Raw genomic sequence first — 26,138 nt, forward strand, 5'->3', positions numbered from 1 at the left:
CCACCCACGGCTGCCATCAGCACACGGGCACGCGCTCCACGTCCGGGAAGTACTTCGCCCACTCCGCGTCGGACAGCGCCGCACCGCCCAGGCAGAGTTCTTTGGCGACCTGCTCTGCGTCCGTGCGCAACGGCCAGACAGCTTCCTCGGTCACCGCGACGAACCCGGACTTCGACGGCCAGTAGTCGAACGCCGTGGTGTTGCGCGGGAAGTTCTCGAACGAGGCGAGCAGCGCCGGCTCGCCCCGCTGCTCCAGATCCCAGATCTGCGCGGCGCGCTCGGTGCCGATCAGCACCCGGCGACTGTCCGGCGCGAACGTGATCGCGAGATCCGCGCGGGGCTGCACGGGGAGCTCCGCCCACAGGGCCGGATTCGCAGGATCGGAGATGTCCCACGCTCGCACGGTTCCCGTTGACTGGTCTGTCAGCAGGACGAACCTGCCGTCCGGGCTGAAGTGGGCGGAGTACGCCATGTCCTGGCTGAAGGTCCTGCCCACGCGGCGAAGCTCACCGCCGTCGAGCCGCCAGAGCTCCACCGATCCCGGGTTCGACCGCGACACCACGAGGGTCTTGCCGTCCGGCGACAGGCCCACTCCCACCACTGGCTCATCACCGGGCACGGCGGTCTCGCGCATCCCACCGGCACCGTCGTACGTCCAGACCACCGGCATCATGCCGGCAGCCGCGGTACGTGAGTGGACGAGTCCGGCGAAGGTGTTGAGTGAGCTGTCCGCGGCGGCGTTGGTCTGGTACGGCAGACCGGCGAGCTTGCGCGGTTTCCCCGGATCGCTGATGTCCAGCAGTTCGATGCCCGTTTCGGTGTAGGCGAGCAGGCGCCGGTCGTCGTCGCTGATGGCGATCGGTGACCCGGCGATGGTCATGTGAGGCGCCGTCTCTTTTGCGCGCAGGTCCCACAGCTTCGTGGTGTACGTCGAAGACGGCCCTACCGCGAAGAACCGGCCGCCGACGGTCTTGTGGAACTGAGTTCCCGCCACCATCGGCTGGAACCGCTCGCGCCGGGCGGCGGCGTCGTTGCCGAGCAGCGCGTCGCGGTTCGCGTCGGTCGGCGCCACCCGGTACGCGGCGAGCGCGAGCCGGATCGCCTCCCCGCTGTCGGTCGGCAGCAGCGCCAGACGGCGTGACTCGCCGGCGGCCACTCCCGCCACCGCGGCGTCGCGCTGCTTCGTCACCTGCTCGGACTGCCTCATCGCGAACACCGCGGTGCCCGCCAGGAGCAGGACCAGCACCGACAGCACGGCCATCACCGCTCGGGCGCGCAAGGCGCGGCGGCGGCCGTCGGCCTGGCTGGCGGTGAGGAAGGCGCGTTCGGGTTCGGTGAGCGAGTCCGGGCTGAGCTCCGCGGCCTGGGCGAGGCGGGCGCCCTTGTAAAGGAGGTCGCGGTCGCCGCCCCAGGTGGCCGCGGCCTCGGTGAGCTGGTGGTGCACGCGCAGCGCCTCGCGGTCCTCCGCGATCCAGTCGCGCAGTCGTGGCCACGAGCGGATCAACGCCTCGTGGGTCAGCTCGGCGTGCTCCTCGGTGAGCGTGACGAGGCGGGCGTTCGCGAGGTGTTCGAGGACCTCGGCGTCCAGGTCGGCGCGGGTGGCGCGGCGTTTGGTGTCCTCCGTGCCCTCGCCCAGCGCGATGAGGCGCAGGAAGATCCTTCGCGCGGTCTGCCGCTGGTCCTCGGTGAGCTGCTCGTACACGGCCTCCGCGGTGCGTGCGACGGCGTGCTCGACGCCGCCCGCCTCCTCATAGCCTGTGAGCGACAGGGTCATGCCGCGGCGGCGGTGCCAGGTCTCGACCAACGCGTGCTGCACGAGCGGCAGCGCGGCTGCCTGGCCTGCCACGTCCGCGACCAGGCGCGTGACCAGGGCGGATTCGACCGTGGCGCCGACGTGCTGGGCGGGTTCGGTGATGGCGCGGCGCAGTTCGTCGGTCGTCATGGGACCGACGAGGAGCTGGGCGCCTTCGAGCGCCTCCACGAGTTCCGGGTGGCGGCCGACGTGGCCGTAGAAGTCCGCGCGGACGCCGATGACCACGCGCGGGGCCTGGGTCAGCGCCTTGATGAACCAGTCGCGCTGCTCCGGGCCGCAGAGGGTGAAGATCTCTTCGAACTGGTCGACCACCAGGACGAGGTCTTGCTGCTTGCACAGCAGGCCGAGTGCTCGCGGGTCGGCGAGTTCGTTGTGGAGCACCGCCGCGGAGTGCCCGGTCAGCTGGGCGAGGCGGACCGCGCACTCGTCGTGCGGGCTCACGCCGGGTGTGAAGATCAGCGCGTTGTTGAGGCGTGGCAGCAGCCCTGCGCGCAGCAGGCTCGACTTGCCGGAGCCGCTCGCGCCGAAGACACCGACGAACCCGCGTTCGGTCTGGAGTTGGACGAGCTTCGCGGTGAGCTTCTCGCGGCCGTGGAACCGGTCGGCGTCTTCCTTCTGGAACGCCTTGAGTCCGACGTACGGGGCATCACCGGTCGGTGCGGGCGGCGCCGCGATGTCGCGCCAGCGCTGTTCCCACTCTTCTGCTTTGCCACCGCACGCCGTGACGTACGCGAGCGTGACCGCGAGAGTCGGCAGTTTCTTGCCACCGGCGGCGTCGGAAAGCGTGACGGCGGAGTAATGCGCTTGTGAAGCGAGCGCCCGGTAGGACGGTTTGCCTGCTTTGTCCCGCAGCGCGCGGAGATCGGCAGCGAACCGGCCGAGTTCGCTGTCTGCGCTGTCCAGCGGGCGTTCGGTGCGTGGCATGTCGATCTCCCCCTGAGACCGGATGTCTACACCGTGTTGTTCAATGCTCACCTTGCGACCCCTTACAACGAATGCGCCATAGCGTTGTCGTCGCAGGTGAGAGGGGTTTTACCCTCCGGCCCGTGCAGGGGCCGGAGGCTTCAGATTCTGATCAGAGACCGACGATTTTGTAAAGGCCGCCGACTTCCTGACGGTTCAGCACCCGCATGGAGCCGGGGCGCTGGTTGCCGAGGGACACGTCACCGATCGCGACGCGGACCAACGACTGGACGGGGTAGCCGACGTGCTCGAGCAGCCGCCGCACGATGTGCTTGCGGCCTTCGTGGAGGATCACCTCGACCAGCGCCTTGCCGGGGACCGCGCTGATGAGCTTGAAGGAGTCGACCTTGATCGGGCCGTCCTCCAGCTCGATGCCGGCCTTGAGCTTCTTGCCGAGGCCCTTCTCGACCGGGCCGGGAACCTCGGCGAGGTAGGTCTTCATGACGTTGTAGCTCGGGTGCATCAGCCGGTGCGCGAGCTCACCGTCGTTCGTGAGCAGCAACAGCCCCTCGGTCTCGGCGTCGAGCCGGCCGACGTGGAAGAGCCGCTCCTTGCGGTTGCGCACCAGGTCGCCGACGCACGGCCGGCCCAGGTCGTCCTCCATGGTGGAGAGCATCCCGAACGGCTTGTTCAGCGCGATCGTGACGACGTCCTCCCGGATCTGCACGCGCACGCCGTCGACGTGCACGACCGCGGTCTCCGGGTCGATCCGGCGGCCCTGCTCGCGCACGACCTGCCCGTCGACCTGGACCCGGCCCTGCTCGATCAGCTCCTCGGAAGCACGGCGCGAGGCGATCCCCGCCTGCGCGAGCACCTTCTGCAGGCGCACGCCCTCGTTCTCAGACATCGTCGATCGCATCCACTTCGGGCAGCAGCGGCGCGATTGGCGGCAGGTCGGCGAGCGACGACAGCCCCAACCGCTCCAGGAACAGTTCGGTCGTGCGGTACAGGATCCCACCCGTGTCGCTGTCGGTGCCCGTCTCCTCGATGAGCCCCCGCGCGACCAGGGTCCGAATCACACCATCCACGTTGACGCCACGAACCGCCGCAATCCGCGCCCGCGTAACAGGCTGCCGGTAGGCGATCACCGCGAGCGTCTCCAGGGCCGCGCGGGTGAGTTTCGCGCGCTGACCGTCGAGCAACAGCTTCTCCACGAACGGGGCGTACCGGTCCCGCGTGTAGAACCGCCAGCCGTCCCCCGCCCTGCGCAGGTCGATGCCGCTGCCGGACTCGGTGTACCGGGTCGACAGTCTACGGAGTGCCTCCTTGATTCTCTTAACCGGCTGCTCAAGGGCACTGCTGAGCTGGTCTTCGGCGATCGGGCTGTCGACGACGAGGAGGACGGACTCGAGGGCCGCGTCGAACTCCTGGTCGTTGGCGAGGTCCGGGAGGCCGCTGTCCTCGATGGCTTCTTCGGGAGCGGCGGCGAGGAGCTGGGCTTCGAGGGTGGCGGCGTCGGCGTCGGACTCGGGGTCGACCGGTTCGGGCTCGGGCTCGTCGTCGACGACGGGCTCGGGTGCGGGTGCGGGTGCGGGTGCGGGTGCGAGTGCGGGTGCGGGCTCTAGTTCGAGCTCGGCGGCACCTTCCAGCTCGGTTTCGGCAACGGGCTTGGCTTCCAGCTCCGGCTCGGCTTCCAACTCGGGCTCGGATGCGCGCTCGGACTCAGGCACCGACTCCGGCTCGGCGTCGTCAGCGGGTACGGGTGCAGCGTCGGGCTCAGGTTCGAGCTCCGCTGCGACCTCGGGCTCGGCTGCCACCTCCGGCTCGGCGGTGTCAGCCGTCTCCACGGGCGCAGCGGCGGTGTCGTTCTCACCGTCCCCGTCGAACGCAGGCCCTGGGTTCCGCACCTCTGCCGCGTCCGGCCCCACCACTGGCTCACTCATCCGCCATAATCCTCGTCCTCGTCGCCGGCGTGCACCTGCGCCTGCGCTTCCTCCAACGTCCCGCCGACCCACGTCACCTGCAGCGGCCCGAGCGGGTCCTCCTGCTCGAAGGCCAGCGACTTCTCCCGGTACAGCTCCAGCAGCGCCAGGAACCGCGCGACGACCTCCATGGTCTCGGTGCAGTCCGCGACGATCTCCGAGAACGACGCCGTCCCGCGTTCGATCAGCAACGCGCGCAGCACGTCGGCCGTCTCGCGGATCGACACCCGGTGCTGGTGGATGTGCGCGGTCGACAAAGTCCGCTTCTGCTTCGGGCGGAAGGCTGCGGCCGCGATCAGAGCGAACTTGTCCGGCGTGACGCCGAGCATCACCTCGGGCAACAGCCCCTCGAAGCGCGGCTCCAGCGACACCGACCGCGGATACCGGCGGAAAGCACCCTGCTCCAGCTCTGCGAACAGAGCCGCCACCTGCTTGTAGGCCCGGTACTGCAGCAACCGGGCGAACAGCAGGTCACGGGCCTCCAGCAGAGCGAGGTCGTCCTCGTCCTCGACATCACCGGAAGGCAGCAGCCGAGCGGCCTTCAGGTCCAGCAAGGTCGCGGCGATCACCAGGAACTCGGTGGTCTCGTCGAGGTCCCACGCCTCCCCCATGCCGCGGATGTGCGCGATGAAGTCGTCGGTGACCGTGTGCAGCGCCACCTCGGTCACGTCGAGCGTGTGCTGGGAGATCAGCTGCAGCAGGAGGTCGAACGGGCCCTCGAAGTTCGTGAGCCTGACCTTGAACTTGCCGTCGTCCGGAGCAACAGGAGCAGAAGCATCTGGAGCAGCGGGAACTTCCTCTGTCACTGCTCGCGCAACCTGCGTACCAGCAACGAGGCGTCACCGTGCGTTTCGAGGTCGTCCAGCACGATCGCGATCGCCTCGCGCACCACTCGCCCGCGGTCGACGCCCAGCGAATGCGACCCGCGCAGCAGGAGCCGCGCCTGCTCCAGCGCCAGCAGCTCCTCGTCGGACACGTACACCGTGATCTTCGTGGTGTGCTTGGTGCGGCCGGAACCACGGCGTTGCTGAGGCGGCTCGACCGAATCCGAGACCGAACCGGAGACCGAATCCGAGACCTCGGACACCGGTGAAGGTGCAGCGGTCAGCCGGAAGAGCTCCGCCGCCCCCGGCAGTGAAGGGCGACGGTTCACCGGGCGATCACCTCGCGAGCCAACGCGCGGTACGCGTTCGCGCCGGAAGAGCGCGGGGCCCACCGCGTGATCGGCTCGCCGGCCACGGTGGTCTCCGGGAAGCGCACCGTGCGGTTGATGACCGAGTCGAACACGATGTCGCCGAACGCCTCCACGACGCGGGCCATGACCTCGCGCGAGTGCAGCGTGCGCGGGTCGTACATCGTGGCGAGGATGCCGGTGATGTTGAGCTTGGGGTTCAACCGTTCCTTGACCTTCTCGATGGTGTCGATGAGCAGCGCCACCCCGCGCAGCGAGAAGAACTCGCACTCCAGCGGGATCAGCACTCCGTCCGCGGCCGCGAGGGCGTTCACCGTGAGCAGGCCGAGCGAGGGCTGGCAGTCGACCAGCACGTAGTCGTAGTGGTCGATGACGGGGCGCAACGTACGGACCAAAGTGTGTTCGCGGCCCACCTCGGACACCAGCTGGATCTCGGCCGCCGAGAGGTCGATGTTGCTCGGCAGCAGGTCCATGTCCTCGACCATGGTCTTGCGGATGACGTCGGGGACGGCGGTGTCGCCCTCCATGATGACGTTGTAGATCGTGGTTTCCAGCTGGTGCGGGTGCACCCCCAACCCGACCGACAGGGCGCCCTGCGGGTCGAAGTCGACGAGCAGCACGCGTCTGCCGTACTCGGCCAGTGCCGCGCCCAGGTTGATGGTCGACGTCGTCTTGCCGACGCCGCCCTTCTGGTTGCACACCGCGAGGATCTTCGCCGGGCCGTGGTGCAGCAGCGCCGGCGGATCCGGGATGTGACGGCGCGGACGGCCGGTCGGACCAATTCCGTCGACCTGCTCGTGAGCGACATCGTCCACCGGCGCGGCGTGCGGAGCCAGGTTCAGATCGGCACGGGGCGCGAAAGCGTGCTCCGGTGTCGACATGGCTGGCGTTCCCTCACTGGTCGTAGTCGTCTCTCGGGGCGCAGCCTAAGCCGCACCCGTGCGAGCGGCAACGCGCCTCGCCGGAGTTTGTCAAGACTTTGTTAGGCAGGAACATCCGCTCGTGTGCGCCGGTCAGCTGCGGAAAGCACCACGTCGAGCAGCCCTGGGAAGAGAAGATCCAGGTCATCGCGGCGCAGTGACACCCAGCGCTGGTTGCCGCGGCAGCGTGTTCGCGTTATGCCCGCTTCGCGCAGCACGCGCAGGTGCTGGGAGAGGGTCGACTTCGCCACGTCAACCTCGAAGGCCCCGCACAGCCGCTCTCCGCTCAACTGGATCTGGCGAACGACCGCGAGCCTTGTCGGGTCGCTCAGCGCGTGCAGCACAGCGGCAAGATCTATGGCCTGTGGGGACGGCTCGTCCAAGTTCGGCACCTGTCCACCGTACCCGTGGAAGCCTCATGTTCCAGTGGCCCGAGGGTGTGCAGTTGCGTAGACCTCCCTCAAAGTCGTAACGGTTACCAGTGTGTACACCTGAGTGGTCGTAACCGACGCGTGCCCGAGAAGTTCTTGCACCACCCGAACGTCCGCACCCCCTTCCAACAGATGGGTGGCGAACGAATGTCGCAACGTGTGCGGCGACACCACGGCCGTGATTCCGGCGTCCTCCGCGGCGGTCTTCAAGACCGTCCACGCACTCTGCCGGGAGAGCCGCCCACCGCGCGCGTTCAAGAACAACGCGGGCGTGCCACGCCCCTTCGCCGCCAACGCGGGCCGAGCACGAACCAGGTACGCGTCCACAGCAGCCAACGCCGGCCGCCCAACCGGAACCAGCCGCTGTTTTCCACCCTTTCCGTCGAGCAACACCGTGCGCTCGGAAGCGTCTATGTCGTCCACGTCGAGCCCGACGACCTCGGAAATCCGGGCTCCTGTCGAGTACAGCAGCTCGAGGAGAGCTTTGTCCCTGAGGTTTCCCACATTTTCGAGCAGGGTCAGCACATCGTTGACGGGTAATGCCTTCGGCAGCCTCTTAGGCGGCGACGGTGGATGCACGGCCCGTGCGGCGTCGTGCGGCACAACGCCTTCACGGTGCGCAAACCGGTGTAGCCCGCGCACGGCGACCAACGTCCGAGCCGCCGACGACGCGGCAAGCCCGCTCTCCCGCAACGCCGCCAGAAAAGCACTCACCTGCGACTCGGTGACCGCGCCCAGATCCGTCACCCCGATGGACTCCAGGTGCTCGGTGTAGCGGCGCAGGTCGCGTGTGTAGGAATCAAGCGTGTTCCGGGCCGTGCCGCGTTCCACGGCGAGGTGGTCGAGATACGTCGCCACCAGATCAGCGATCACGCCAGCCCTTCCAACACGATCTCCCCGTCCCGCGCGTTGACACCCTTGGCCAGCGCCGGATCCTCCGCCACCGCACGTTCAAAACCCTTGTCCGCCAACGCGAGCACGTACGGCAGCGTGACGTTCGTCAGCGCGTACGTCGAGGTGTTCGGCACCGCGCCCGGCATGTTCGCGACGCAGTAGAACACGGAGTCGTGCACGCGGTAGGTAGGCGAGTCGTGCGTCGTCGGCCGCGTGTCCTCGAAACAACCGCCCTGGTCGACCGCGATGTCCACGAGCACGCTGCCCTGACGCATCTGCGCCACCAGGTCGTTGCTGACGAGCTTCGGCGCCTTCGCCCCCGGCACGAGCACCGCGCCGACCACCAGATCCGCCCAGCGGCAGGCCTTCTCGACCTCGTACGCGTTCGACGCGATGGTCTGCAGGTGCCCGCGGTAGGTGAAGTCGATCTGCCGCAACCGGTTGACGTTGTTGTCCAGCACGATCACCTCGGCCTGCATGCCGACGGCCATCGTCGCCGCGTTCATCCCCGCCACACCCGCGCCGATCACCGCGACCTTGCCCGCCGCCACGCCCGGCGCACCACCGAGCAGCACCCCGCGGCCGCCCTGGGCGCGTTCCAGGCAGTGCGCGCCGACCTGGGCCGCCATCCGCCCGGCGATCTCGCTCATCGGCGCCAGCAACGGCAGCGAACCGTCCGGCAGCTGCACCGTCTCGTAAGCGATCGCCGTGATCCCGGAGTCAGCGATCGCGCGAGTGCACGACGGCGACGCCGCCAGATGCAGGTACGTGAACAGCACCTGGTCGCGCCGCATCCGGTGGTACTCGGGCTCGATCGGCTCCTTGACCTTCAGCACCAGGTCCGCCGACGCCCACACCTCGTCCACAGCAGCGATCCGCGCACCCGCGCTGACGTACTCGTGGTCAGGAAAGGACGAGCCTGCTCCGGCGTCGTGCTCGATCACGACGGAGTGCCCGCGGCGGACCAGCTCGACCACGCCGGCGGGCGTGATCGCGACGCGGTACTCGTGGTTCTTGATCTCCTTTGGGACACCGACCAGCATCGTCGCAGCGTATTCCCGATATCGATCTCCTGCATCGGATACCGTGCGCAGTCGTGTCAGAAGCATTCGGGCCCGGGCAACAGCGCATCGGCAACCAGCAGCGCGAAGAGGCGATCACCGCGCTCAACGACCACTTCGCGCTCGCGCGGCTCGACATCGGCGAGTACCAGGAGCGGGTGAACCGCGCGTCCGCCGCGCAGAGCTACGCGGAGCTCGCGGAACTGTTCCGCGACCTGCCGCAGCCGCACCCGCCGTTCCTCGCGCCGCCGTCGGTGCCGTTCGCCGCCGTGCCCCCGCCGCCACCGGGTTTCGCCCCGCAGCCCACGCAGCCCTACTACCCGCCGCCCACCGGCCCGCAACCGCAGTTCGCGGTGCCGCCGCCTCCCGGCATGGGCTACCCGAACCCGGCTGCCCCGTACGGCGTCGACCCGATGACGGGACTGCCGCTGTCGGACAAGTCGAAGATCGCCGCGGGCGTGCTGCAACTGTTCCTGGGCAACCTGGGCATCGGCCGCTTCTACACCGGCCACGTCGGCATCGGCGTCGCGCAGCTGCTGACCTGCGGTGGCTGCGGCATCTGGTCGTTGATCGACGGGATCATCATCCTGGTCAACGGCGGCACGGACGCCCAGGGCCGCAAGCTCAGGGACTGACCTCGGCGGCCGCCTTGATCGAGGCGGCCTCCGTCTCGACATACCGCTCGGTCATCGACTTCGTCATCAGCCAGCCGAGCCCGGCCAGCAGTCCGGACACGGTCAGCGCGAGGGTGAGCCGGCTCCCTTCGGGGTGCGGCTCCACCTCGTGCGTGGCGACGACGGTGACGCCTGACGACTTGGTCTCCCAGGTGTAGGACGACCCCTCGGTCAGCTCGGTGACCGTGTAGACCGCAGGCGACAACTTGGGCTGCTGCAAGCGGGTTCGCGAGCCGACGGCCAGCGGCCCGTCGTCGAGACGCTCCACGGAGTCGACCGTCGGGATCCGCTCGGGCCAGCGTTCGACGTCGACGAGCACCGCCCAGACGCGCTCCGGAGGAGCCGCGATGTCAACGCTGCGCTGCAGACCAGGCATGCGCAGAGGCTAGATGCCGACGAGGTTCCTCGCCACGCCCCACACACCGGCAACCACAAGAACGGCGACACCGACCGACTTCGGCACGGATCGCCGTTCACCGGTCCACTTGTCACGCGTCCACCGCGCGAACAGCCACACGGCCAGCGGCACACCCAACGCGAGCAACACCGCGTTGAAGTGGAACGCGCTGACGACATCACCGTGCAGCAACGCGTGAACCATGCGCGTGGCACCGCAGGCCGGGCAGTTGAGCCCGGTCAGCCAGTTGAACGGGCACTTCGGCAGCAGGTTGCCCGGCTTGTTCGGATCGACGAACAGCAGCAACACCGCGCCGGCGCCACCAACGGCAAGGACGCTGAGCGGCGCGCGCAACCGCGTGAACGCACCACTCAGCGTCTTCATGACCTCAATCTACTTCTTGCGTGCGACGAACCGGGTCGGCTTGTCGCGGAACGGCGCATCGGCAGGACGGGGCTCGACGCGACCGTCCAGCACCTCGCGGGCAGCGAGCAGCCCGGCGACGGAAGACGCGTTCACGATGTCGCCCGCCAGCACCATCCGCACGGCCTCGTCGAGCGGGAAGCGGTGGATCTCCAGATCCGCCTCCTCCTCGCCCTGCACCTCACGGTCCACTTCGGACAGCTCGCGCGCCAGGAACACGCGCACCACCTCGTCGGTGAACCCGGGCGACGCCGCGACGTCGACCAGCACGTCCCACCGAGCAGCGTCGAGACCGACCTCCTCGGCCAGCTCTCGACGCGCACCGACCACCGGCGGCTCACCGTCGTGGTCGAGCAGACCCGCGGGCAGCTCCCACAGGTGCCGCCCCAGCGCGTGCCGGTACTGGTGGATCAACGTCACCTCGCCGGCAGCGTTGACCGCCACGACCGCGACCGCACCGGTGTGCTCGACGATCTCGCGCTTGGCCGTGCCGCCGCCCGGCATCTCCACGTCGTCGACGCGCAACGCAAGGATCTTCCCGACGTGCACATCAGTGCTGGAAACCGTGCGGAAGTCGTGCCTGGAAGTCCCGAAAGGAAATGTCACCGTGACGCCCCCGCGGCTGTCTTCAGCGGCAGCCGGTCGGCGACCCGGTAGTCGATCGCGGCCTTCACGAACGCCGCGAACAGCGGGTGCGGCTTCGTGGGACGCGACTTGAGCTCCGGGTGCGCCTGCGTGGCCGCGTAGAACGGGTGCACGTCCGCCGGCAGCTCGACGAACTCGACCAGGCGCCCGTCCGGCGACACACCGGAGAACACCAGGCCGGCCTCGGTGAGCTTGCCCCGGTAGGCGTTGTTGACCTCGTAGCGGTGACGGTGCCGCTCGGAGACCTCGGTGGCCCCGTACGCGGACGCGACGACCGAACCCGGCGTGAGCTTGGCGATGTACGCGCCGAGCCGCATCGTGCCGCCCATGTCGCGCTGACCGGAGACGACGTCCTCCTGGTCGGCCATCGTGGAGATGACCGGCGAACCGCCCTCTTCGAACTCGCTGGAGTTCGCGTCCTCGATGCCCGCGAGGTTCCGCGCGGCCTCGATGACCATGCACTGCAGGCCGAGGCACAGGCCCAGCGTCGGCACACCGCGCGTGCGGGTGTACTTCAGCGCGCCGATCTTGCCCTCGATGCCGCGCACACCGAACCCACCGGGGATCAGCACGGCGTCCATGCCGGACAACGCACGTGCCGCGCCCTCGGGCGTCTGGCACTCGTCCGACGGCACCCACTTGATCTCGACCTTGGCGTGGTGCGCGAAACCGCCCGCACGCAGCGCCTCGGTGACCGACAGGTAGGCGTCCGGCAGGTCGACGTACTTGCCGACGAGCGCGATCTTCACCGTCTCGGACGGGTTGTGCACGCGCTCCAGCAGGTCGCCCCACACCGTCCAGTCGACGTCGCGGAACGGCAGGCCGAGGCGGCGCACCACGTACGCGTCGAGGCCCTCGGCGTGCAGGACCTTCGGGATGTCGTAGATCGACGGCGCGTCCACGGCCGCGACGACGGCGTCCGTGTCGACGTCGCACATCAGGCCGATCTTGCGCTTCAACGCGTCCGGGATCTCGCGGTCCGCGCGGCACACGATCGCGTCGGGCTGGATACCGATGTTGCGCAGCGCCGCGACGGAGTGCTGGGTCGGCTTGGTCTTGAGCTCGCCGCTCGGCGCCAGGTACGGCACCAGCGAGACGTGCAGGAAGAAGACGTTGTCGCGGCCGACGTCGTGGCGGACCTGGCGGCACGCCTCCAGGAACGGCAGCGACTCGATGTCACCGACCGTGCCGCCGACCTCGGTGATGACCACGTCCGGGGTGACGCCGTCGGCGTCCGGCTCGGCCATCGCGCGGATGCGGCGCTTGATCTCGTCCGTGATGTGGGGAATGACCTGGACCGTGTCACCCAGGTACTCGCCGCGGCGCTCCTTGGCGATCACCTCGGAGTACACCTGGCCGGTGGTGACGTTCGCGTCACCGCTCAGATCCCGCGCGAGGAACCGCTCGTAGTGGCCGATGTCGAGGTCCGTCTCGGCACCGTCGTCGGTCACGAAGACCTCGCCGTGCTGGAACGGGTTCATCGTGCCGGGGTCCACGTTCAGGTACGGGTCGAGCTTCTGCATCGTTACCCGCAGGCCGCGCGAGGTGAGCAACTGGCCGAGGCTGGAGGCGGTGAGCCCCTTGCCCAGGGAAGACGCGACGCCTCCCGTGACGAAGACGTGCTTGGTCGTACGTGCCTGCTGCACCAACGGGGCTCCCGTGAAAATCGTGGGGGTAAATCCCCCTATCCACGGGCCATAACGCTAACACGCCACCGGTCACTCAGCGCACCACGACCCGGCAGATCACATCACCCGATCGGCGCAGCGAGGGGTTTCCCCGAACCTCCCCCGGCACGGGCCGGGATCAGGAATCGTTGTCACGTGACCTTCGACGTGGCAGGTGCAGCCGCGAGAGCCGTGCGCGAACGCTCGGCGGCGTGGCGCTTCATCGAGGGTTTCGCGGCCGCGTGGGCGGAGCCGCTGGAACCGCAGGACGGCTGGAACCGGTCCGACCTCGCCGCCGCCGAGGAGCAGCTGCGCGTCCGGCTGCCCGAGGCGGTGAAGGAGGCGCTGTCGCTGTTCGGCAAGCGGCCCGACCTCACGAGCAACCAGGACCGCCTGCTCACGCCGTCCGAACTGCGGCTGGACGGCGAGACGCTGGTCTTCCGCGACGAGAACCAGTGGGTCGCGGCCTGGGGCGCCGCGCTCGACGGCGACGACCCCGAGGTCCTGATCAAGCTCGACCTCGTGGACAGGACGGAGGAGCGCTGGGACCCGTGGCTGCCGCGGTTCTCGCTGGCGTGCGTGGAGATGGTCCTGTCGGAGGCGCTGTTCCGCGACGGGGCCGAGACAGCCGACAGGGAGATGTCCGAGGCGGACATCTCCCTGCTGGAACAGCACTTCGCCGAGCTGCCGCTGCACAGTCCCGGTACCCGGTGGTTCGTCAGCGACGACGTGGTCGTGCGCGAGGACGACAGCCAGTGGCTCTGGGCCCGCGCCCGCACGTCCGACGCGCTGGAGTCGCTGGTGAAGACACTCCCGGGCGAGTGGACGACCGAGTACTAGCCGGCCGTGCCGGGCGAGGACGCCTCCGCGTTGCCCGCCACGCCGTACCGGCCGGAGCGGCCTTCGAGCTGTTCGCGCAGCGCCATCACGACGACGACCTGACCGGCAGGGGTGTCGGAGTTGTCCACAGTGGACAGGATGGACGTCGCGTTGGTGTCCGCGCGGACCACGCCGATCGCACCGGTGCCGTTCGCCGATCCGTTCGCACCGGCCAGCACGACACCGGCACTCGACCGGTCGAGCTGGGTGGCGAACCGCGCGATGGTCGAGGCCCGGTCGGCGGCCGAGTCACCGATCGCCGCACCGCCGGACAGCACGATCGCGAGCTGCGCGGGCTTCACACCCGAGGTCGCCTTCACGAAGCCAGCGTTGGAGAGCCCGGCGAGCGCCGAGGCCACCTCGTCGGGGGTGGCCTGCGGCTGGTTGTTCGAGGGGTTGAGCAGCAGCAACGCACCGAACAGACCGCCGGCGCGGGTGCCGGGGTCACCCGCCGTCGGCAGCTGCGAACCGGCGGGCTGCAGCCGGGCCACGAGGTCGCGCAGCTGGTCGCCGCGGGACGGGTCGGCGAACGCGTCGGTCAGCTGGATCTCGCCGGTGACGCCGGCGCCCGCGGACTTCAGCAGGCCGGTGAGAGCGTCCCGATCGGACGGACGCGCGTCGGAGGTCGTGACGAGCACGACGGTCCGGTCGGTGAGCCGGTCCTTGACGGCGAGCGGGCCGACGGACGCGGCGAACTTGTCCGCCTCCGACAGCTTGGCGTTCAACGCGTTGCGGTCGTTTTGGAGGTCGTTCACCTGCTGTGCCAACGAGTTCTTCTCGTCGCTCAGCCCGGACAGCAGCCGCCCGCTGATCGCGGTCGACCCCAGCACGACACCGACCGCGAGCGCGAGGAAGACGGCGGTGATCGAAACTATGTGGTAGCGCAGCGTGATCACGAGAACAACCCCTTGAACCAGTTGACGACGGATTGCCAGCCGTCGACCACGATGTCGACGTAGACGTGACCGACACCGGACACCGCCAGTGCCGCCGCCATGGCGACGATCGCGGCGGTCACCAGCAGGACGATCACGCCCAGCGAGACCCGGCTGCGGTGCAAGGTCGCGACGGCCTCCCCGTCGACGAGCTTGCTGCCGAGCTTCAGCCGGGTGAGGAACGTGGAGGGGTTGGAACCGGAGTGCCCGCGGTCGAGGAACTCGCGCAACGTCGCGCGCAGCCCCACCGTGACGACCAGGGACGCCCCATGAGCTTCGGCGAGCAGCAACGCGAGATCCTCCGCGTTGCCCGACGCGGGGAACGTCACCGCGCCGATGCCGAGGTCCTGGATCCGCTGCAGGCCGGGCGCGTGGCCGTCGGTCTGCGCGGGCACGACCACCTCGGAGGCCGCGCGCAGTGACGCGGTGCCGATGCCGTCGGGATCGCCGACGATGATGTCCGGCTTGTACCCGGCGTCGTGCAGCGTGTCCGCGCCGGTGTCGACGCCGATCAGCACCGGCCGGTACTCGCGGATGTACTTGCGGAGCTTGCGCAGCTGCTCGGCGTGCGACGGTCCGCCCGCGACGACGAGCACCTGGCGGTCGCGCATCGGCACGTACACCTCGGGCACTCCGACGCCGTCGAGCACCAGCGCGCGTTCGCGGCGCAGGAACTCGATCGTGTTGGCGGAGAAGGCCTCCAGTTGCGCCGACATGCCGGCCTTCGCCTCGATCATGGCGTCGGCGATGCTCTCGGCGTTCTGCTCGATCCCCTTGGCGAGCTCGCGTTCCCCGGCGTAGACGACACCGTCGTGCAGCCGGAGCTTGGTGCCCTCCTTGATCTCGCGCAGGGCGGTGGCGCCGACGTTGTCGATCAGCGGGATGCCCGCCTCGATCAGCAGTTCCGGGCCGAGGTTGGGAAAGCGGCCGGAAATGGACGGTGAGGCGTTGACGACGCCGACGACCTCGGCGGCGACGAGCGCCTCCGCGGTGCGCCGGTCGAGGTCGACGAGATCGAACACGGCGACATCACCGGGACTGACGCGCCGCACCAGGTCGCTCGCGCGCCGATCAACCCGCGCGACGCCCGTGACACCGGGAAGTTCGTGGTTGGAGCGGCTCAGCAGCCCGGAAAGCTTCATGCGTCCGATAGTGACTCACGGTGCGCACGCGACAGGTGAGGCACGCCGGGCGATTCTCGCTGGTCAGTCGTCGGGGTGAACTACTACGGCCCCAAACGCGAGGACGGTTGCGGCTATCAGGACCCAGATCCCGTTGCCGAACCCGGCTTCCAGCGCCGGGTCGATCGCGATGTTGCCGGCCTTGTGAAAGCTGATCGCGTTCAGCAGGTACACGAACAACATTCCAGTGACGCCCGCGAGTGCTGCGGCTCCGGCGAACGCGACCTTCCGCCACCGGATGCCTGCCGCGATGACCACCGCGGCCGCGACGATCGGGATGGCGAACAACGGGCCGTGCTCGTCTTTCGTGCCGCCGAAGTGCGTGCTCCAGCCCGTGGTGACGTAGGCGGTCTGCGGCTGCTCCGGGGCGAGCCGGATCAGCAGTTCAGACAGTGGCAGGAATGTCGCGGCGATCGCAGCTGCGGCGGCGAGTCCCAGTAGGACAGTGCTCAGGAGTTTCACGCCGGCTCCCGCTGGGCCGCGACGGCGCCGGTGAGGGCGGTCAGCGTGCCGATGGCGAGGAACACCAACCCGAAGCCGATCGCGAAGTCGCCCTGCTGCTGGATCGCGTGGCCGCGTTCCGACACGACCAGCGCCGTGGTGATGCCGACCGCGCCGAGTTGAGCGGCGGCTCCGGCCAGTGCGGCGCGGTTGATCCAGATCCCGGCGACGAGCAACGCCGCGCTGATCGCGATCGGGATGCCGTACCAGGGCGAGAGATCACCGGCGGGCCAGTCGCCCGGCTTGTTCACGACCTCCGTGCCCCAGGCCCTGACGACGACCTCGACGTTGCCGGCGTACGCGGTCGAGTACCACGGCAACACCATCGCAGTCGCGGTCAGCACCACGCCGGCCGCTATCAACGCCACCGCCGTCGGTCTGCCGATCACCGCGCCTCCTGCTGCTCGTCGTTCGGGATCGCGATCCCGAACGGTGGAGTGTCGTCGTCAGCGTCGAGCTGGTGCACGACCACCTCGTCCTCGTCTTCCTCTTCCTCCGGCTGCTCCTGCTGTTGCTGTTGCAGGAGCACCGCCCCGGCCAACCCGGCCACTGCCGCCGCGATCAACAGGTAGACGCCGACCTGGAAGACCATCTCGTACTGCTGATCGACAGGCCAGTCGCTGATGAGTGCTTCCTCGTGCAGCAACTGGGTGATGTAGAACAGCACGACCCCGGCCAGGCCGCCCGCCGCCACGAGCGTCAGCGGCCTCCCGACGAGCGCCGCGGGCTTCCTCAGCGTGAGGACGACGCCGATCACCATCACCAGGGCGGTGATCACCACCGGCCATCCGGCGGCGTAGTAGGTGTCGTTGCCGGCGTCGGTGCTCCCGAGCGGAGGTTCCGACGTCACGATCCACAACGAGCTGGTGAACGTCCGCTTCATCCCGGGGTATTCACTGGTCGTGCTGTAGGCGTCCAGAAAGCTGGCGAGGATCGCCACCCCGGCCCCCACCAGCACGAGAGGCACGGCGATCTTCCGACGATCAATCACTCTTCGGCTCCACGATCACAGGAAATCCGTACGGCGGCGTCTCGGAGTCGTCCGGCTCGATCTGGTGGATCACGGCATCACCGTGCGGCTCCGGCACCTGCCGCCGCGGCAGCTCCTGGTGCAACACCGCCGACACCGCGGCCACCCCGGCCGCCACGATGAGCAGGGTCATCCCGTCGCCCTGCTCCACGCTCAGGGGCACCGGCACGTCGACGTCAGAAAGCCGCTCGACCAACCCCTGCAACGCACTCACCGCCGACCAGGCCGCCCCCATCAGCACCCCGGCTCCCAGCAAAGACCCCACCCGCGCCGCCGGCTGCCAGAACGCCAGCGCAGCGGACACGATCATGACCAACGCCCCGCCGATCGCGGCTTCCCCGTACTCGATCGGCGCCAGCAACAACACGTTGCCGAAGTCATTCCGCCCGATGTCCCACGTAGTGCTCTCGAACCGCAACGTGCGCCCACCGAACTCGACCGACACCGAGTAGGCGCTGAGGAACGTCGCCGCGATCCCGAGCCCGGCCGCGACGAACACCAGCACCGCCCCGAACAACCGGCGCGTGGTCACAGCTCCGGTCCACCTTCCACCGCACGACCGCGTGCGTCCGCTGACCGGGCATCGGTCACCCGACCATCATGCCCAATCCGGGACGGGTCAGCGGTGTGAAGGTGCGGCGGGTTCCGCTGCTCAGGCCTTCTTCCTGCGGCGCCGCACCACCGGCGCCGACGACACGTCCGCCTTCGCCGCAGCCAGCAACTCCTCCGCGTGCCCGCGCCCAGGCCCGGTCAGCGGTGCGAGGGCACGACAGGCTCCGCTGCTCAAGCCTTCAGCAGCAACCCCTCGGCGTGCGCACACCAGGTATCCGTCGAATCCATACCCGCCAGCACGCGAGCCAGCTCGACAACCCGTTGCGTCTCGCCCCCACGCCCGATCCAGGCCCGGTCAGCGGTTCGAGAGCACGACAGGTTCCGCTGCTCAGGCCTTCTTCTTGCGCCGCCGCACCACCGGCGCCGACGACTTGTCCGCCTTCGCCGCAGCCAGCAACTCCTCCGCGTGCGCACGCCCGGTGTCCGTCGAGTCCATACCCGCCAACATGCGAGCCAGCTCAACGACCCGTTGCGTCTCGTCCAGCTTGCGGACCGCAGACCGGGTGAACGTCCCGTCCGCGGACTTGTCGACCACCAGGTGCCGATCCGCGAACGCCGCCACCTGCGGCAGGTGCGTGACGACGATGACCTGGTGCGACCGCGCCAGCCGAGCGAGCCGGCGGCCGACCTCGACGGCCGCGCGGCCACCGACACCGGCGTCGACCTCGTCGAACACCAGCGTGGGCACCGGGTCGGAGTGCGACAGCACGACCTCCAGGGCCAGCATCACGCGCGAGAGCTCACCGCCGGACGCACCCTTGTGCACCGGCAGAGCGGGCGCGCCGGGGTGCGAGATCAGCCGGAGCTCCACCTCGTCCACGCCCGAAGTGCCCGCGTGCAGGATGGATCGGCCGACGGTCAACGCCTGCGCGTCGCCCGCCTCCGCGTGCCGGGGCTTGACCGCCAGCTCGACCGACGCGTGCGGCATCGCGAGCCCGTCCAGCTCCTCGGTGACCGCCTTGCCCAGGTCGGCGGCCGCTTCGACGCGCGCCGACGTGACCTGCTCGGCCCACACCGCCAGCTCGCCGGCCAGCTCGTCGCGGCGGGTGGCCAGGGCCGTGAGGGCTTCCTCGGAGGTGTCCAGCCCGTCGAGGCGAGCGCGCGCGTCGGCAGCCCACGCGATCACGCCGTCGACGTCCGCCGCGTACTTGCGGGTCAGCGCCTTCAGCTCGGCCTGGCGCTGCAGGACCTGCTCCAGGCGGCCCGGATCTGCTTCGAGGTGGTCGAGGTAGCCGGAGATCTCACCGCCGACGTCCGACAGCAGGGTCGCGGCCTCGACCAGGCGCGGTTCCATCTCGCGCAGCTTCGGGTCCTCCGACGCCGCCAAGCGCCGGGCTGCCTCGGAGATCAGGCCCAGCGCACCGGGGTTCTCCGGGTCGCCCTCCAGCGATCCGGACACGGCGAACTGCGCGCCCTGGGCGGCCTCGCGGAGCTGATCGGCGTCCGCGAGACGGCGGGCCTCGTCGTGCAGCTCGGCGTCCTCACCCGGCTTCGGGTCGACCGCGTCGATCTCGGAGAGGCCGTGCCGCAGCAGGTCAGCCTCGCGGGCGAGCTCGCGGGAACGTTCGGTGCGTTCCTTCAGCTCGGTGGTGACCTTGAGCCACTCCTCGCGGATGCGCTGGTACTCGCGCAACGGCTCGGCCACGTCGTCGCCGGCGAACCGGTCCAGCACACCGCGCTGCTCGGTCGGCCGCATGAGGCGCAGCTGGTCGTTCTGACCGTGCACGGCGATCAGCTGCTCGGCCAGTTCGGACAGCACGCCGACCGGCACGGAGCGACCTCCGACGTGGGCCCGCGAACGGCCGTCGGAGCCGACGGTGCGGATCGCGATCAGCGAACCGTCGTCGTCCGCCTCGCCGCCGACCTCCTCCGCCACCTTCGCGGCAGGGCTGCCCGCCGGAGCCTGGAAGCGGCCTTCGACCACCGCTTTGTCGGCTCCGGTCCGCACCCGCGACGCCTCCGCACGGCCACCGCCGAGCAGGTGCAACCCGGTCACGACCATGGTCTTGCCCGCGCCCGTCTCACCAGTGACTACGGTGAATCCGGGGTCGAGTTCGAGGGTGGCCTCGTCAATAACACCAAGGCCATTGATGCGCATCTCGGCCAGCACAGGGCGAACCTTACTTGTCGAGTCCGACAATTCCTCGCGGGCACCATAACGAGCGAGTGCCGATGCACCGAGCGGCGCGATCAGCCTGCCGATGGTCCCCGCCATCCCTTCACCGGCAGGGCGAACTTCTCCACCAGCCGGTCCGTGAACGGAGCCTGGCGCAGCCGCACGACCTTGAGCGGCACCTCGCCCTCCACGATCTCGATCCGCGCGCCCGCGGGCAGCTCGAACGTGCGCCGCCCGTCGGCCGAGAGCGCCGCCGGGTGCCCGGTCTGCTCGATCTCGAACGCCACGTGCGACTTCGGCGACACGACCAGAGGGCGGGCGAACAGCGCGTGCGCGTTGCTCGGCACCACCAGGATCGCCTGCACGTCCGGCCACACGACCGGTCCGCCCGCGGAGAACGCGTACGCCGTCGAACCCGTCGGCGTCGCACACAGCACGCCGTCGCAGCCGAACGCCGACACAGGCCGTCCGTCGACCTCGACGACGACCTCCAGGATGCGTTCGCGGATCAGCTTCTCGACGCTGATCTCGTTGAGCGCCCACGTCTTCACGACGACATCGCCGTTGACCTTCGCGACGAGGTCGAGCGTCATGCGCTCTTCCACGAAGTAGTCGCGCTCCAGCACGTGGCCGACCGCCTCGTGCAACGCGTCCGAGTCGGCTTCGGCGAGGAACCCGACGCGCCCGAGGTTCACGCCGAGCACCGGCACCCGCGCCGGCCGGGCCAGTTCGGCGCCGCGCAACAGCGTGCCGTCACCGCCCAGCACCAGCACGAGCTCGGTGCCCTCGGCCGCGTGGTCGTCGGCGGGCACGACCTTGGTGCAGCACGACGGACCGAGGTCACGCGCCTCGTCGTCGAGCACCCTGGTCGTGACGCCACCGACCGCTAGCCGGCCGGCGACCTGACGGGCGAGATCGATGTTGCTCTGGTGGCCGGTGTGGACGACCAGCAGGATTTCCCGCTGACTCAATTCTGCGGCCCTTCTGCCACGGCGGAGCGCACCATCGCTGCTGCGTCAACGGCTTCCCCGTTGCGCAGCCAGAGGAAGTACTCGACGTTGCCGGACGGGCCGGGCAGGGGGCTTGCGACCACCCCGTGCACGGCCAAACCCAGTTCTGCTGCCGCCTGCGCCACGTCGAGAACGGCTTCGACGCGCAGCTCCGGGTCGCGCACGACGCCACCGGAGCCCAGACGTTCTTTGCCGACCTCGAACTGCGGCTTGACCATCGGCAGCAGATCGCCCTCCTCGTCGAGGCACGCGGCCAGTGCGGGAAGCACAAGCCTCAACGAGATAAACGAAAGATCCGCTACGACGAGTTCAACTTTCCCGCCGATGTCCTCCGGTGTGAGGGTGCGGACGTTGGTCTTGTCCTTCACCACGACCCGGTCGTCGGTCTGCAGCTTCCAGTCGAGCAGCCCGCGGCCGACATCTGCCGCGACCACCTGCTTCGCGCCGTTTCGCAGCAGCACGTCCGTGAAACCGCCAGTGGATGCGCCCGCGTCGAGGCAGCGTTTGCCCGTCGGGTCGATCTTGAAGCCTTCGAGGGCCCCGATCAGCTTGTGCGCGCCCCTGGAGGCCCAGTTCGGGTCGTTGTCGAGGTCTTTGACGACCACGGCGTCGGAGGTCTCGACGGCGGTCGCGGGCTTCGTCGCGACGGTGCCGCGCACCGTGACGCGACCGTCCGCGACGAGTTGGCTGGCGTGCTCACGGGACCTGGCGAGCCCCCTGCGCACGAGTTCGGCATCGAGCCGCACCCTGCGAGGCACTGTGCATCACACCTGTTCGATGCTCGACAGTGCGTCGGTGAGCGTCGCGTGCACGGCGTCGAACCGCGCCACGTGCTCGGCGAGGGGGACGTTCTCAAGCCCGTCGAGCCTCTCCAGCGCGCCGTCGATGGCGTCGGCCGGGTTGGGCGGCGGTCCGGGCAAGGGGTAGCTCACAGCTCTTACGGTAGCCGATGGAGTACCGACAGGTCCGCGCCGACATACGTGGGCCTTTGGTCTTCCGGAAGCGCTTGCGCCTCCTGCTCCGTCGATACACCCGTGAGCACGAGCAGCGAGTCCATTCCGGCGTTCACCGCGCCCAGAATGTCCGTGTCGAGCCGGTCACCGATCACCAGCGGCCGGTTCGCTCCGAGCTCCTTCGCCGCCTGTTCGAGCAACGGCGTCGCGGGCTTGCCGGCGACGAGCGGTTCGCTGTCGGTGGCGGTCTTGAGGGCCGCGACGAGGCTGCCGTTGCCGGGCAGCAGTCCGCGTTCGGTGGGCAGGGTGGCGTCGACGTTGCACGCCACCCACAGCGCGCCGTTGCGGATGGCCACCGCCGCCTCGGCCAGCTCACGCCAGCCGAGGTCCATGCTGAGGCCCTGCAGCACCGCTTTCGCACCCTCGGCCTCGTTGACCGGGATGAGCCCTCGCTTCAGAACCTCGGCTTCCAGCGCCTTGGTGCCGAGCACGAGGACTTCCGTCCTGGCGGGCAGTCGTTCGGCGAGCATGGCCGCGCCGGCCTGCGCGGAGGTGCTCACCTCGTCGATGCTCGTGTCGAACCCGAGCTCGACGAGGTGATCCGCGACCGCCTGCGGTGAGCGAGAAGCGTTGTTGGTGACGAACCGGATCCCAAGACCCTTTGCTCTGGCTTTCGCGATCTCTTCCGCGGCACCGGGCACGGCTTCTTTGCCGCGGTAAACGGTGCCGTCGAGATCGATCAGCAAAGCGTCGTACCGGTCGACCAACGTCTCACTCACTGCTGCGCGGTCTCCTCCTGGGTCAGCTCGAACGCGCGCTCGGCGGCGTCCGTCTCCCCTTCGTCGTCAGCCTCGGCGGCGTTGAGGAACCACTTGACCGCTTCCTCGATCCGGCCCGCCGCGGCCAGGTTGTCGGCGTAAGCGTAGAAGAGCCGCGCCGAGTAGGGCGTCCGCTGCCCGGGATCAAGATCAGGCCCCTGCAACGCGACAACTGCGGCGTCGAGCTGCCCCATGTCGCGCCTCGCAGCGGCCGCGACGATCCGCAGCTCGATCTCGTCCTCCTGGGACAGGTCCTTGGCAGCCGGATCCTTGGCGAGGTCGATCGCTCGCTCCGGCCTCCCAAGCGCCCGCTCGCAGTCCGCCATGATCGCGAGGTGGCCCGGCCCGGTCATCATCCGGCGCGCGGCCCGCAGCTCGCTGAGAGCCTCGGCCCACTCGTCCGCGAAGTACGCGGTCAGCCCAGCGGCCTCCCGAACCACACCCACACGCGCCGCCTTGCTGCGCGCATACCGGGCGTGCTCCAACGCCAGCTCGGGCTCCTCGTCGATCAGCAACCCGGCCGCGGCCAGGTGCCGTCCGACGATCTCCGCGAGGCCCTTGGGCAGGCTGCGCAGCTCGGCCTTGATCTCCGGGTCGAGGAGCGACAGGTCGGCCTCTTCGGGCAGCTCAGGCCGTCCGCCACGGGGCGCAGGCGCCTCGTCGCGGTCGTCACCGTCGACAGCGGCGGCACGAGCACCACGGTCGGCGTCCGCACTGTCGCTGCTGTCGGCGTCGCGATCACCGGCTGCACGCACGTCGCGGTCGTCAGCGGCGCGCTCGTCGCCAACGCCACGGTCGCCGTCCGAGTCCTCGTCGGCGTCGCTGTCACCGGCCTTCGCGGCCGCACCGGACGCCACCGAGTCGGCATCCTCGTCGCCAGAGTCAGCCCGCACACCTTCGCTGCTGGACAGCTCGGCGTCGTCGTCGACGTCGGAGTCCGTCCCGGACTGCTCGCGGCCTGCCGCGGCACGCGAGGCAGCAGCGCCGTCGCCCAACCGGTAGCCGGCGCGCTCGCCGGTCGTGGACTTCTCGGCGTCCGAGGTCACATCCGAGCCGTGCTCAGCGCCCGAGACCTGCGCGCCTTCGACGTCGGCGCCGTCCTCACGCGGGGAGTCCTGCTCAGCGATCCGCTCCTGGAACCGCGCCGCACGCTCACGGCTGCGCTCGTCCCGACGGTCGTCACGCTGGTAACCGCCGCGGTCACCAGAGCCTTCGCCGCCGCGGTCGTCCTTGCGGTAGCCACCACGGTCGCTGGAGCGGTCGTCCTTGCGGTACCCACCGCGATCGCTGGAACGATCATCCTTGCGGTAACCGCCACGGTCGCCGGATCCCTCGCCACCGCGGTACCCACCTCGATCGCTGGAGCGATCATCCTTGTGGTAGCCGCCACGGTCGCTGGAACGGTCGTCCTTGCGGTAACCGCCACGATCGCCAGAACGGTCGTCCTTGCGGTAGCCGCCGCGGTCGCTGGAGCCTTCGCCACCGCGGTACCCACCACGGTCGCTCGAACCTTCACGGCGCTGGTAGCCACCGCGGTCGCCGGAGCCGCCGCGGTCGTCACGGGGCTTGAAGTCACGACGGTCGCCAGAGCTCTCGCTGCGATTGCCGCCGCGGTAACCACCACGGTCACCGGAGCGGTCGTCCTTGCGGAAACCACCACGGTCGCTCGAACCCTCGCGACGCTGGTATCCGCCGCGGTCACCCGAGCCGCCGCGGTCCTCGCGCGGCTTGAAGTCGCGACGGTCGCCGGAGCGCTCACCGCCGCGGTAGCCACCGCGATCGCTGGAACGGTCGTCCTTGCGGAAACCACCGCGGTCGCTGGAACCCTCGCCACCGCGATACCCACCGCGATCGCTGGAACCCTCACGACGCTGGTAACCACCACGGTCACCGGAGCCGCCGCGGTCGTCACGGGGCTTGAAGTCGCGACGGTCGCCCGAACGCTCGCCACCGCGGTAACCGCCACGGTCGCTGGAACGGTCGTCCTTGCGGAAACCACCGCGGTCGCTGGAACCCTCGCCACCGCGATACCCACCGCGATCGCTGGAACCCTCACGACGCTGGTAACCACCACGGTCACCGGAGCCGCCGCGGTCGTCACGGGGCTTGAAGTCGCGACGGTCGCCCGAACGCTCGCCACCGCGGTAACCGCCACGGTCGCTGGAACGGTCGTCCTTGCGGTAACCACCACGGTCGCTGCTGCTCTGGCCGCGGTAACCACCGCGATCGCCAGAGCCCTCGCGGCGCTCGTAGCTGCCGCGGTCGGAGCCTTCACGGCGCTGGTAGCCACCCCGGTCGCTGGAGCCCTCGCTGCGGTAGCCCCCGCGGTCGCTGGAACCCTGGCCGCGGTAACCACCGCGATCGCTGGAACCCTCACGACGCTGGTAACCACCACGGTCACCGGAGCCGCCGCGGTCGTCACGGGGCTTGAAGTCGCGACGGTCGCCTGACCGCTCGCCACCGCGGTAACCGCCGCGGTCGCTGCTGCCGCGGTAACCACCGCGATCGCTGGAACCCTCACGACGCTGGTAACCACCACGGTCACCCGAGCCGCCGCGGTCCTCGCGGGGCTTGAAGTCGCGACGGTCGCCTGAACGCTCGCCACCGCGGTAACCGCCGCGGTCGCTCGAACCTTCGCGACGCTGGTAACCGCCGCGGTCGCTGCTGCCGCGGTAACCACCACGGTCGCTGGAACCCTCGCGGCGCTCGTAGCCGCCGCGGTCACTCGAGTTGCTGCGGTCGTCTCGACGGTCTCCGCTGCGGTTGCGGTCGCCGGAGCCCTCACCACGCTGGTAGCCGGCGCGGTCTTCGCGCGGCTTGTAGTCGCCGCGGCCGGCGGTGGAGCTGCCGCGGTCGTCACGCTTGCTGTTGCTGAACTTCCGATCGCCTGCTGGACGGCCACCCTCGGAACGGCGCGGTCGGTCTCCCTGGCCACGCTGACGGTCGCCGGGACGATCCCCGAACCTGGACACCTAATCCTCCTATGGACACGCTGAAAGGGGCTTGTGAGCGAGCACTGTTGTTGTGCCCCGCAATCACAAGCCCCTTCAGGGAAGAAGTTCGGCGGCGACCTACTCTCCCACACCGTAACCAGTGCAGTA

The 26,138-nt window shown here is 69.5% G+C and carries 29 protein-coding genes; 3 read left to right on the forward strand and 26 right to left on the reverse strand.

The features are described 5' to 3' along the window. Window positions 1–16 precede the first annotated feature (16 nt). The 9 genes from LFM09_RS02875 to ald form a co-directional block, all read right to left on the reverse strand. A complete protein-coding gene (locus LFM09_RS02875) occupies window positions 17–2,737 on the reverse strand; it encodes an XRE family transcriptional regulator (protein ID WP_414094629.1) in 2,721 nt (906 codons plus the stop codon). 151 nt (window positions 2,738–2,888) lie between these two features. Continuing rightward, window positions 2,889–3,623 carry a pseudouridine synthase gene (locus LFM09_RS02880; RefSeq protein ID WP_414094630.1) on the reverse strand — a complete coding sequence of 245 codons (735 nt, stop codon included), beginning with the start codon at window positions 3,621–3,623 and terminating at the stop codon, window positions 2,889–2,891. Continuing rightward, window positions 3,616–4,533 carry an SMC-Scp complex subunit ScpB gene (scpB, locus tag LFM09_RS02885; RefSeq protein WP_414094678.1) on the reverse strand — a complete coding sequence of 306 codons (918 nt, stop codon included), beginning with the start codon at window positions 4,531–4,533 and terminating at the stop codon, window positions 3,616–3,618. Before scpB ends, LFM09_RS02880 begins: the two co-directional genes overlap by 8 nt. Window positions 4,534–4,655: 122 nt before the next feature. Continuing rightward, complete coding sequence (locus LFM09_RS02890) at window positions 4,656–5,504, reverse strand: segregation and condensation protein A (protein ID WP_414094631.1); 849 nt, start codon at window positions 5,502–5,504, stop codon at window positions 4,656–4,658. Next, window positions 5,501–5,851 carry a hypothetical protein gene (locus LFM09_RS02895; protein ID WP_414094632.1) on the reverse strand — a complete coding sequence of 117 codons (351 nt, stop codon included), beginning with the start codon at window positions 5,849–5,851 and terminating at the stop codon, window positions 5,501–5,503. The genes LFM09_RS02890 and LFM09_RS02895 overlap by 4 nt, the downstream gene beginning before the upstream one ends. Then, window positions 5,848–6,771 carry a ParA family protein gene (locus LFM09_RS02900; protein WP_414094633.1) on the reverse strand — a complete coding sequence of 308 codons (924 nt, stop codon included), beginning with the start codon at window positions 6,769–6,771 and terminating at the stop codon, window positions 5,848–5,850. Before LFM09_RS02900 ends, LFM09_RS02895 begins: the two co-directional genes overlap by 4 nt. A 101-nt stretch (window positions 6,772–6,872) precedes the next feature. Then, complete coding sequence (locus LFM09_RS02905; RefSeq protein ID WP_086668375.1) at window positions 6,873–7,202, reverse strand: ArsR/SmtB family transcription factor; 330 nt, start codon at window positions 7,200–7,202, stop codon at window positions 6,873–6,875. Between the two features lie 24 nt (window positions 7,203–7,226). After that, complete coding sequence (gene xerD, locus LFM09_RS02910) at window positions 7,227–8,114, reverse strand: site-specific tyrosine recombinase XerD (protein WP_414094634.1); 888 nt, start codon at window positions 8,112–8,114, stop codon at window positions 7,227–7,229. Then, window positions 8,111–9,178 (reverse strand): alanine dehydrogenase, encoded by a 1,068-nt coding sequence (gene ald / locus LFM09_RS02915; RefSeq protein WP_414094635.1) that lies wholly within the window; start codon window positions 9,176–9,178, stop codon window positions 8,111–8,113. The genes xerD and ald overlap by 4 nt, the downstream gene beginning before the upstream one ends. A 53-nt stretch (window positions 9,179–9,231) precedes the next feature. Between ald and LFM09_RS02920 the strand changes: the two genes are divergently transcribed. Then, window positions 9,232–9,831, forward strand: a complete 600-nt coding sequence (locus LFM09_RS02920) for an NINE protein (RefSeq protein WP_414094636.1) — start codon at window positions 9,232–9,234, stop codon at window positions 9,829–9,831. Here LFM09_RS02920 and LFM09_RS02925 read toward each other — a convergent pair. From LFM09_RS02925 to LFM09_RS02940, 4 genes are read right to left on the reverse strand one after another with little or no spacing between them, the layout of a single operon-like run. Beyond that, window positions 9,821–10,246 carry an SRPBCC family protein gene (locus LFM09_RS02925; RefSeq protein ID WP_414094637.1) on the reverse strand — a complete coding sequence of 142 codons (426 nt, stop codon included), beginning with the start codon at window positions 10,244–10,246 and terminating at the stop codon, window positions 9,821–9,823. The genes LFM09_RS02920 and LFM09_RS02925 overlap by 11 nt on opposite strands. 9 nt (window positions 10,247–10,255) lie before the next feature. Beyond that, complete coding sequence (locus LFM09_RS02930; RefSeq protein WP_414094638.1) at window positions 10,256–10,651, reverse strand: DUF2752 domain-containing protein; 396 nt, start codon at window positions 10,649–10,651, stop codon at window positions 10,256–10,258. 9 nt (window positions 10,652–10,660) lie between these two features. After that, the gene (locus LFM09_RS02935; protein ID WP_414094639.1) at window positions 10,661–11,296 is read right to left on the reverse strand and encodes an NUDIX domain-containing protein; all 636 of its coding nucleotides are present in this window, start codon (window positions 11,294–11,296) and stop codon (window positions 10,661–10,663) included. Beyond that, a complete protein-coding gene (locus LFM09_RS02940; protein ID WP_414094640.1) occupies window positions 11,293–12,981 on the reverse strand; it encodes a CTP synthase in 1,689 nt (562 codons plus the stop codon). The genes LFM09_RS02935 and LFM09_RS02940 overlap by 4 nt, the downstream gene beginning before the upstream one ends. A gap of 177 nt (window positions 12,982–13,158) precedes the next feature. On the opposite strand from LFM09_RS02940, the gene LFM09_RS02945 reads away from it, so the two are divergent. Continuing rightward, on the forward strand, window positions 13,159–13,842 hold the full coding sequence (locus LFM09_RS02945; protein WP_414094641.1) for a hypothetical protein: 684 nt from the start codon (window positions 13,159–13,161) through the stop codon (window positions 13,840–13,842). Here LFM09_RS02945 and LFM09_RS02950 read toward each other — a convergent pair. The 13 genes from LFM09_RS02950 to LFM09_RS03010 form a co-directional block, all read right to left on the reverse strand. Beyond that, complete coding sequence (locus tag LFM09_RS02950; protein WP_414094642.1) at window positions 13,839–14,777, reverse strand: copper transporter; 939 nt, start codon at window positions 14,775–14,777, stop codon at window positions 13,839–13,841. The genes LFM09_RS02945 and LFM09_RS02950 overlap by 4 nt on opposite strands. After that, the gene (gene steA, locus LFM09_RS02955; protein WP_414094643.1) at window positions 14,774–15,958 is read right to left on the reverse strand and encodes a putative cytokinetic ring protein SteA; all 1,185 of its coding nucleotides are present in this window, start codon (window positions 15,956–15,958) and stop codon (window positions 14,774–14,776) included. Before steA ends, LFM09_RS02950 begins: the two co-directional genes overlap by 4 nt. 63 nt (window positions 15,959–16,021) lie before the next feature. Then, window positions 16,022–16,459: a hypothetical protein gene (locus LFM09_RS02960; RefSeq protein WP_414094644.1), complete on the reverse strand. Its 438-nt coding sequence runs from the start codon at window positions 16,457–16,459 to the stop codon at window positions 16,022–16,024. Further along, window positions 16,456–16,887, reverse strand: a complete 432-nt coding sequence (locus LFM09_RS02965; protein ID WP_414094645.1) for a hypothetical protein — start codon at window positions 16,885–16,887, stop codon at window positions 16,456–16,458. The genes LFM09_RS02960 and LFM09_RS02965 overlap by 4 nt, the downstream gene beginning before the upstream one ends. Further along, window positions 16,884–17,489, reverse strand: coding sequence for a hypothetical protein (locus tag LFM09_RS02970; RefSeq protein ID WP_414094646.1), 606 nt, complete (start codon window positions 17,487–17,489; stop codon window positions 16,884–16,886). The genes LFM09_RS02965 and LFM09_RS02970 overlap by 4 nt, the downstream gene beginning before the upstream one ends. Further along, window positions 17,482–18,060, reverse strand: a complete 579-nt coding sequence (locus LFM09_RS02975) for a hypothetical protein (protein WP_414094647.1) — start codon at window positions 18,058–18,060, stop codon at window positions 17,482–17,484. Before LFM09_RS02975 ends, LFM09_RS02970 begins: the two co-directional genes overlap by 8 nt. Window positions 18,061–18,180: 120 nt before the next feature. Continuing rightward, a complete protein-coding gene (locus LFM09_RS02980; RefSeq protein ID WP_414094648.1) occupies window positions 18,181–18,315 on the reverse strand; it encodes a hypothetical protein in 135 nt (44 codons plus the stop codon). Window positions 18,316–18,468: 153 nt separating this feature from the next. After that, window positions 18,469–20,238, reverse strand: coding sequence for a DNA repair protein RecN (gene recN / locus LFM09_RS02985; RefSeq protein ID WP_414094649.1), 1,770 nt, complete (start codon window positions 20,236–20,238; stop codon window positions 18,469–18,471). A 92-nt stretch (window positions 20,239–20,330) separates the two neighbouring features. After that, window positions 20,331–21,227: an NAD kinase gene (locus tag LFM09_RS02990; RefSeq protein ID WP_414094650.1), complete on the reverse strand. Its 897-nt coding sequence runs from the start codon at window positions 21,225–21,227 to the stop codon at window positions 20,331–20,333. Then, window positions 21,224–22,024, reverse strand: a complete 801-nt coding sequence (locus LFM09_RS02995; RefSeq protein ID WP_414094651.1) for a TlyA family RNA methyltransferase — start codon at window positions 22,022–22,024, stop codon at window positions 21,224–21,226. Before LFM09_RS02995 ends, LFM09_RS02990 begins: the two co-directional genes overlap by 4 nt. Before the next feature lie 6 nt (window positions 22,025–22,030). Next, a complete protein-coding gene (locus tag LFM09_RS03000; protein ID WP_196778164.1) occupies window positions 22,031–22,198 on the reverse strand; it encodes a hypothetical protein in 168 nt (55 codons plus the stop codon). A 5-nt stretch (window positions 22,199–22,203) separates the two neighbouring features. Further along, window positions 22,204–22,998, reverse strand: a complete 795-nt coding sequence (locus tag LFM09_RS03005; RefSeq protein WP_414094652.1) for an HAD-IIA family hydrolase — start codon at window positions 22,996–22,998, stop codon at window positions 22,204–22,206. After that, window positions 22,995–24,083 carry a hypothetical protein gene (locus tag LFM09_RS03010; protein WP_414094653.1) on the reverse strand — a complete coding sequence of 363 codons (1,089 nt, stop codon included), beginning with the start codon at window positions 24,081–24,083 and terminating at the stop codon, window positions 22,995–22,997. The genes LFM09_RS03005 and LFM09_RS03010 overlap by 4 nt, the downstream gene beginning before the upstream one ends. A 9-nt stretch (window positions 24,084–24,092) precedes the next feature. Between LFM09_RS03010 and LFM09_RS03015 the strand changes: the two genes are divergently transcribed. Further along, entirely contained in the window at window positions 24,093–25,487 is a 1,395-nt protein-coding gene (locus tag LFM09_RS03015; protein ID WP_414094654.1) for a hypothetical protein, read from the forward strand. Window positions 25,488–26,138 lie beyond the last annotated feature (651 nt).

The sequence above is a fragment of the Lentzea alba genome, from assembly GCF_047445655.1.
GTDB lineage: Bacteria > Actinomycetota > Actinomycetes > Mycobacteriales > Pseudonocardiaceae > Lentzea > Lentzea alba_A.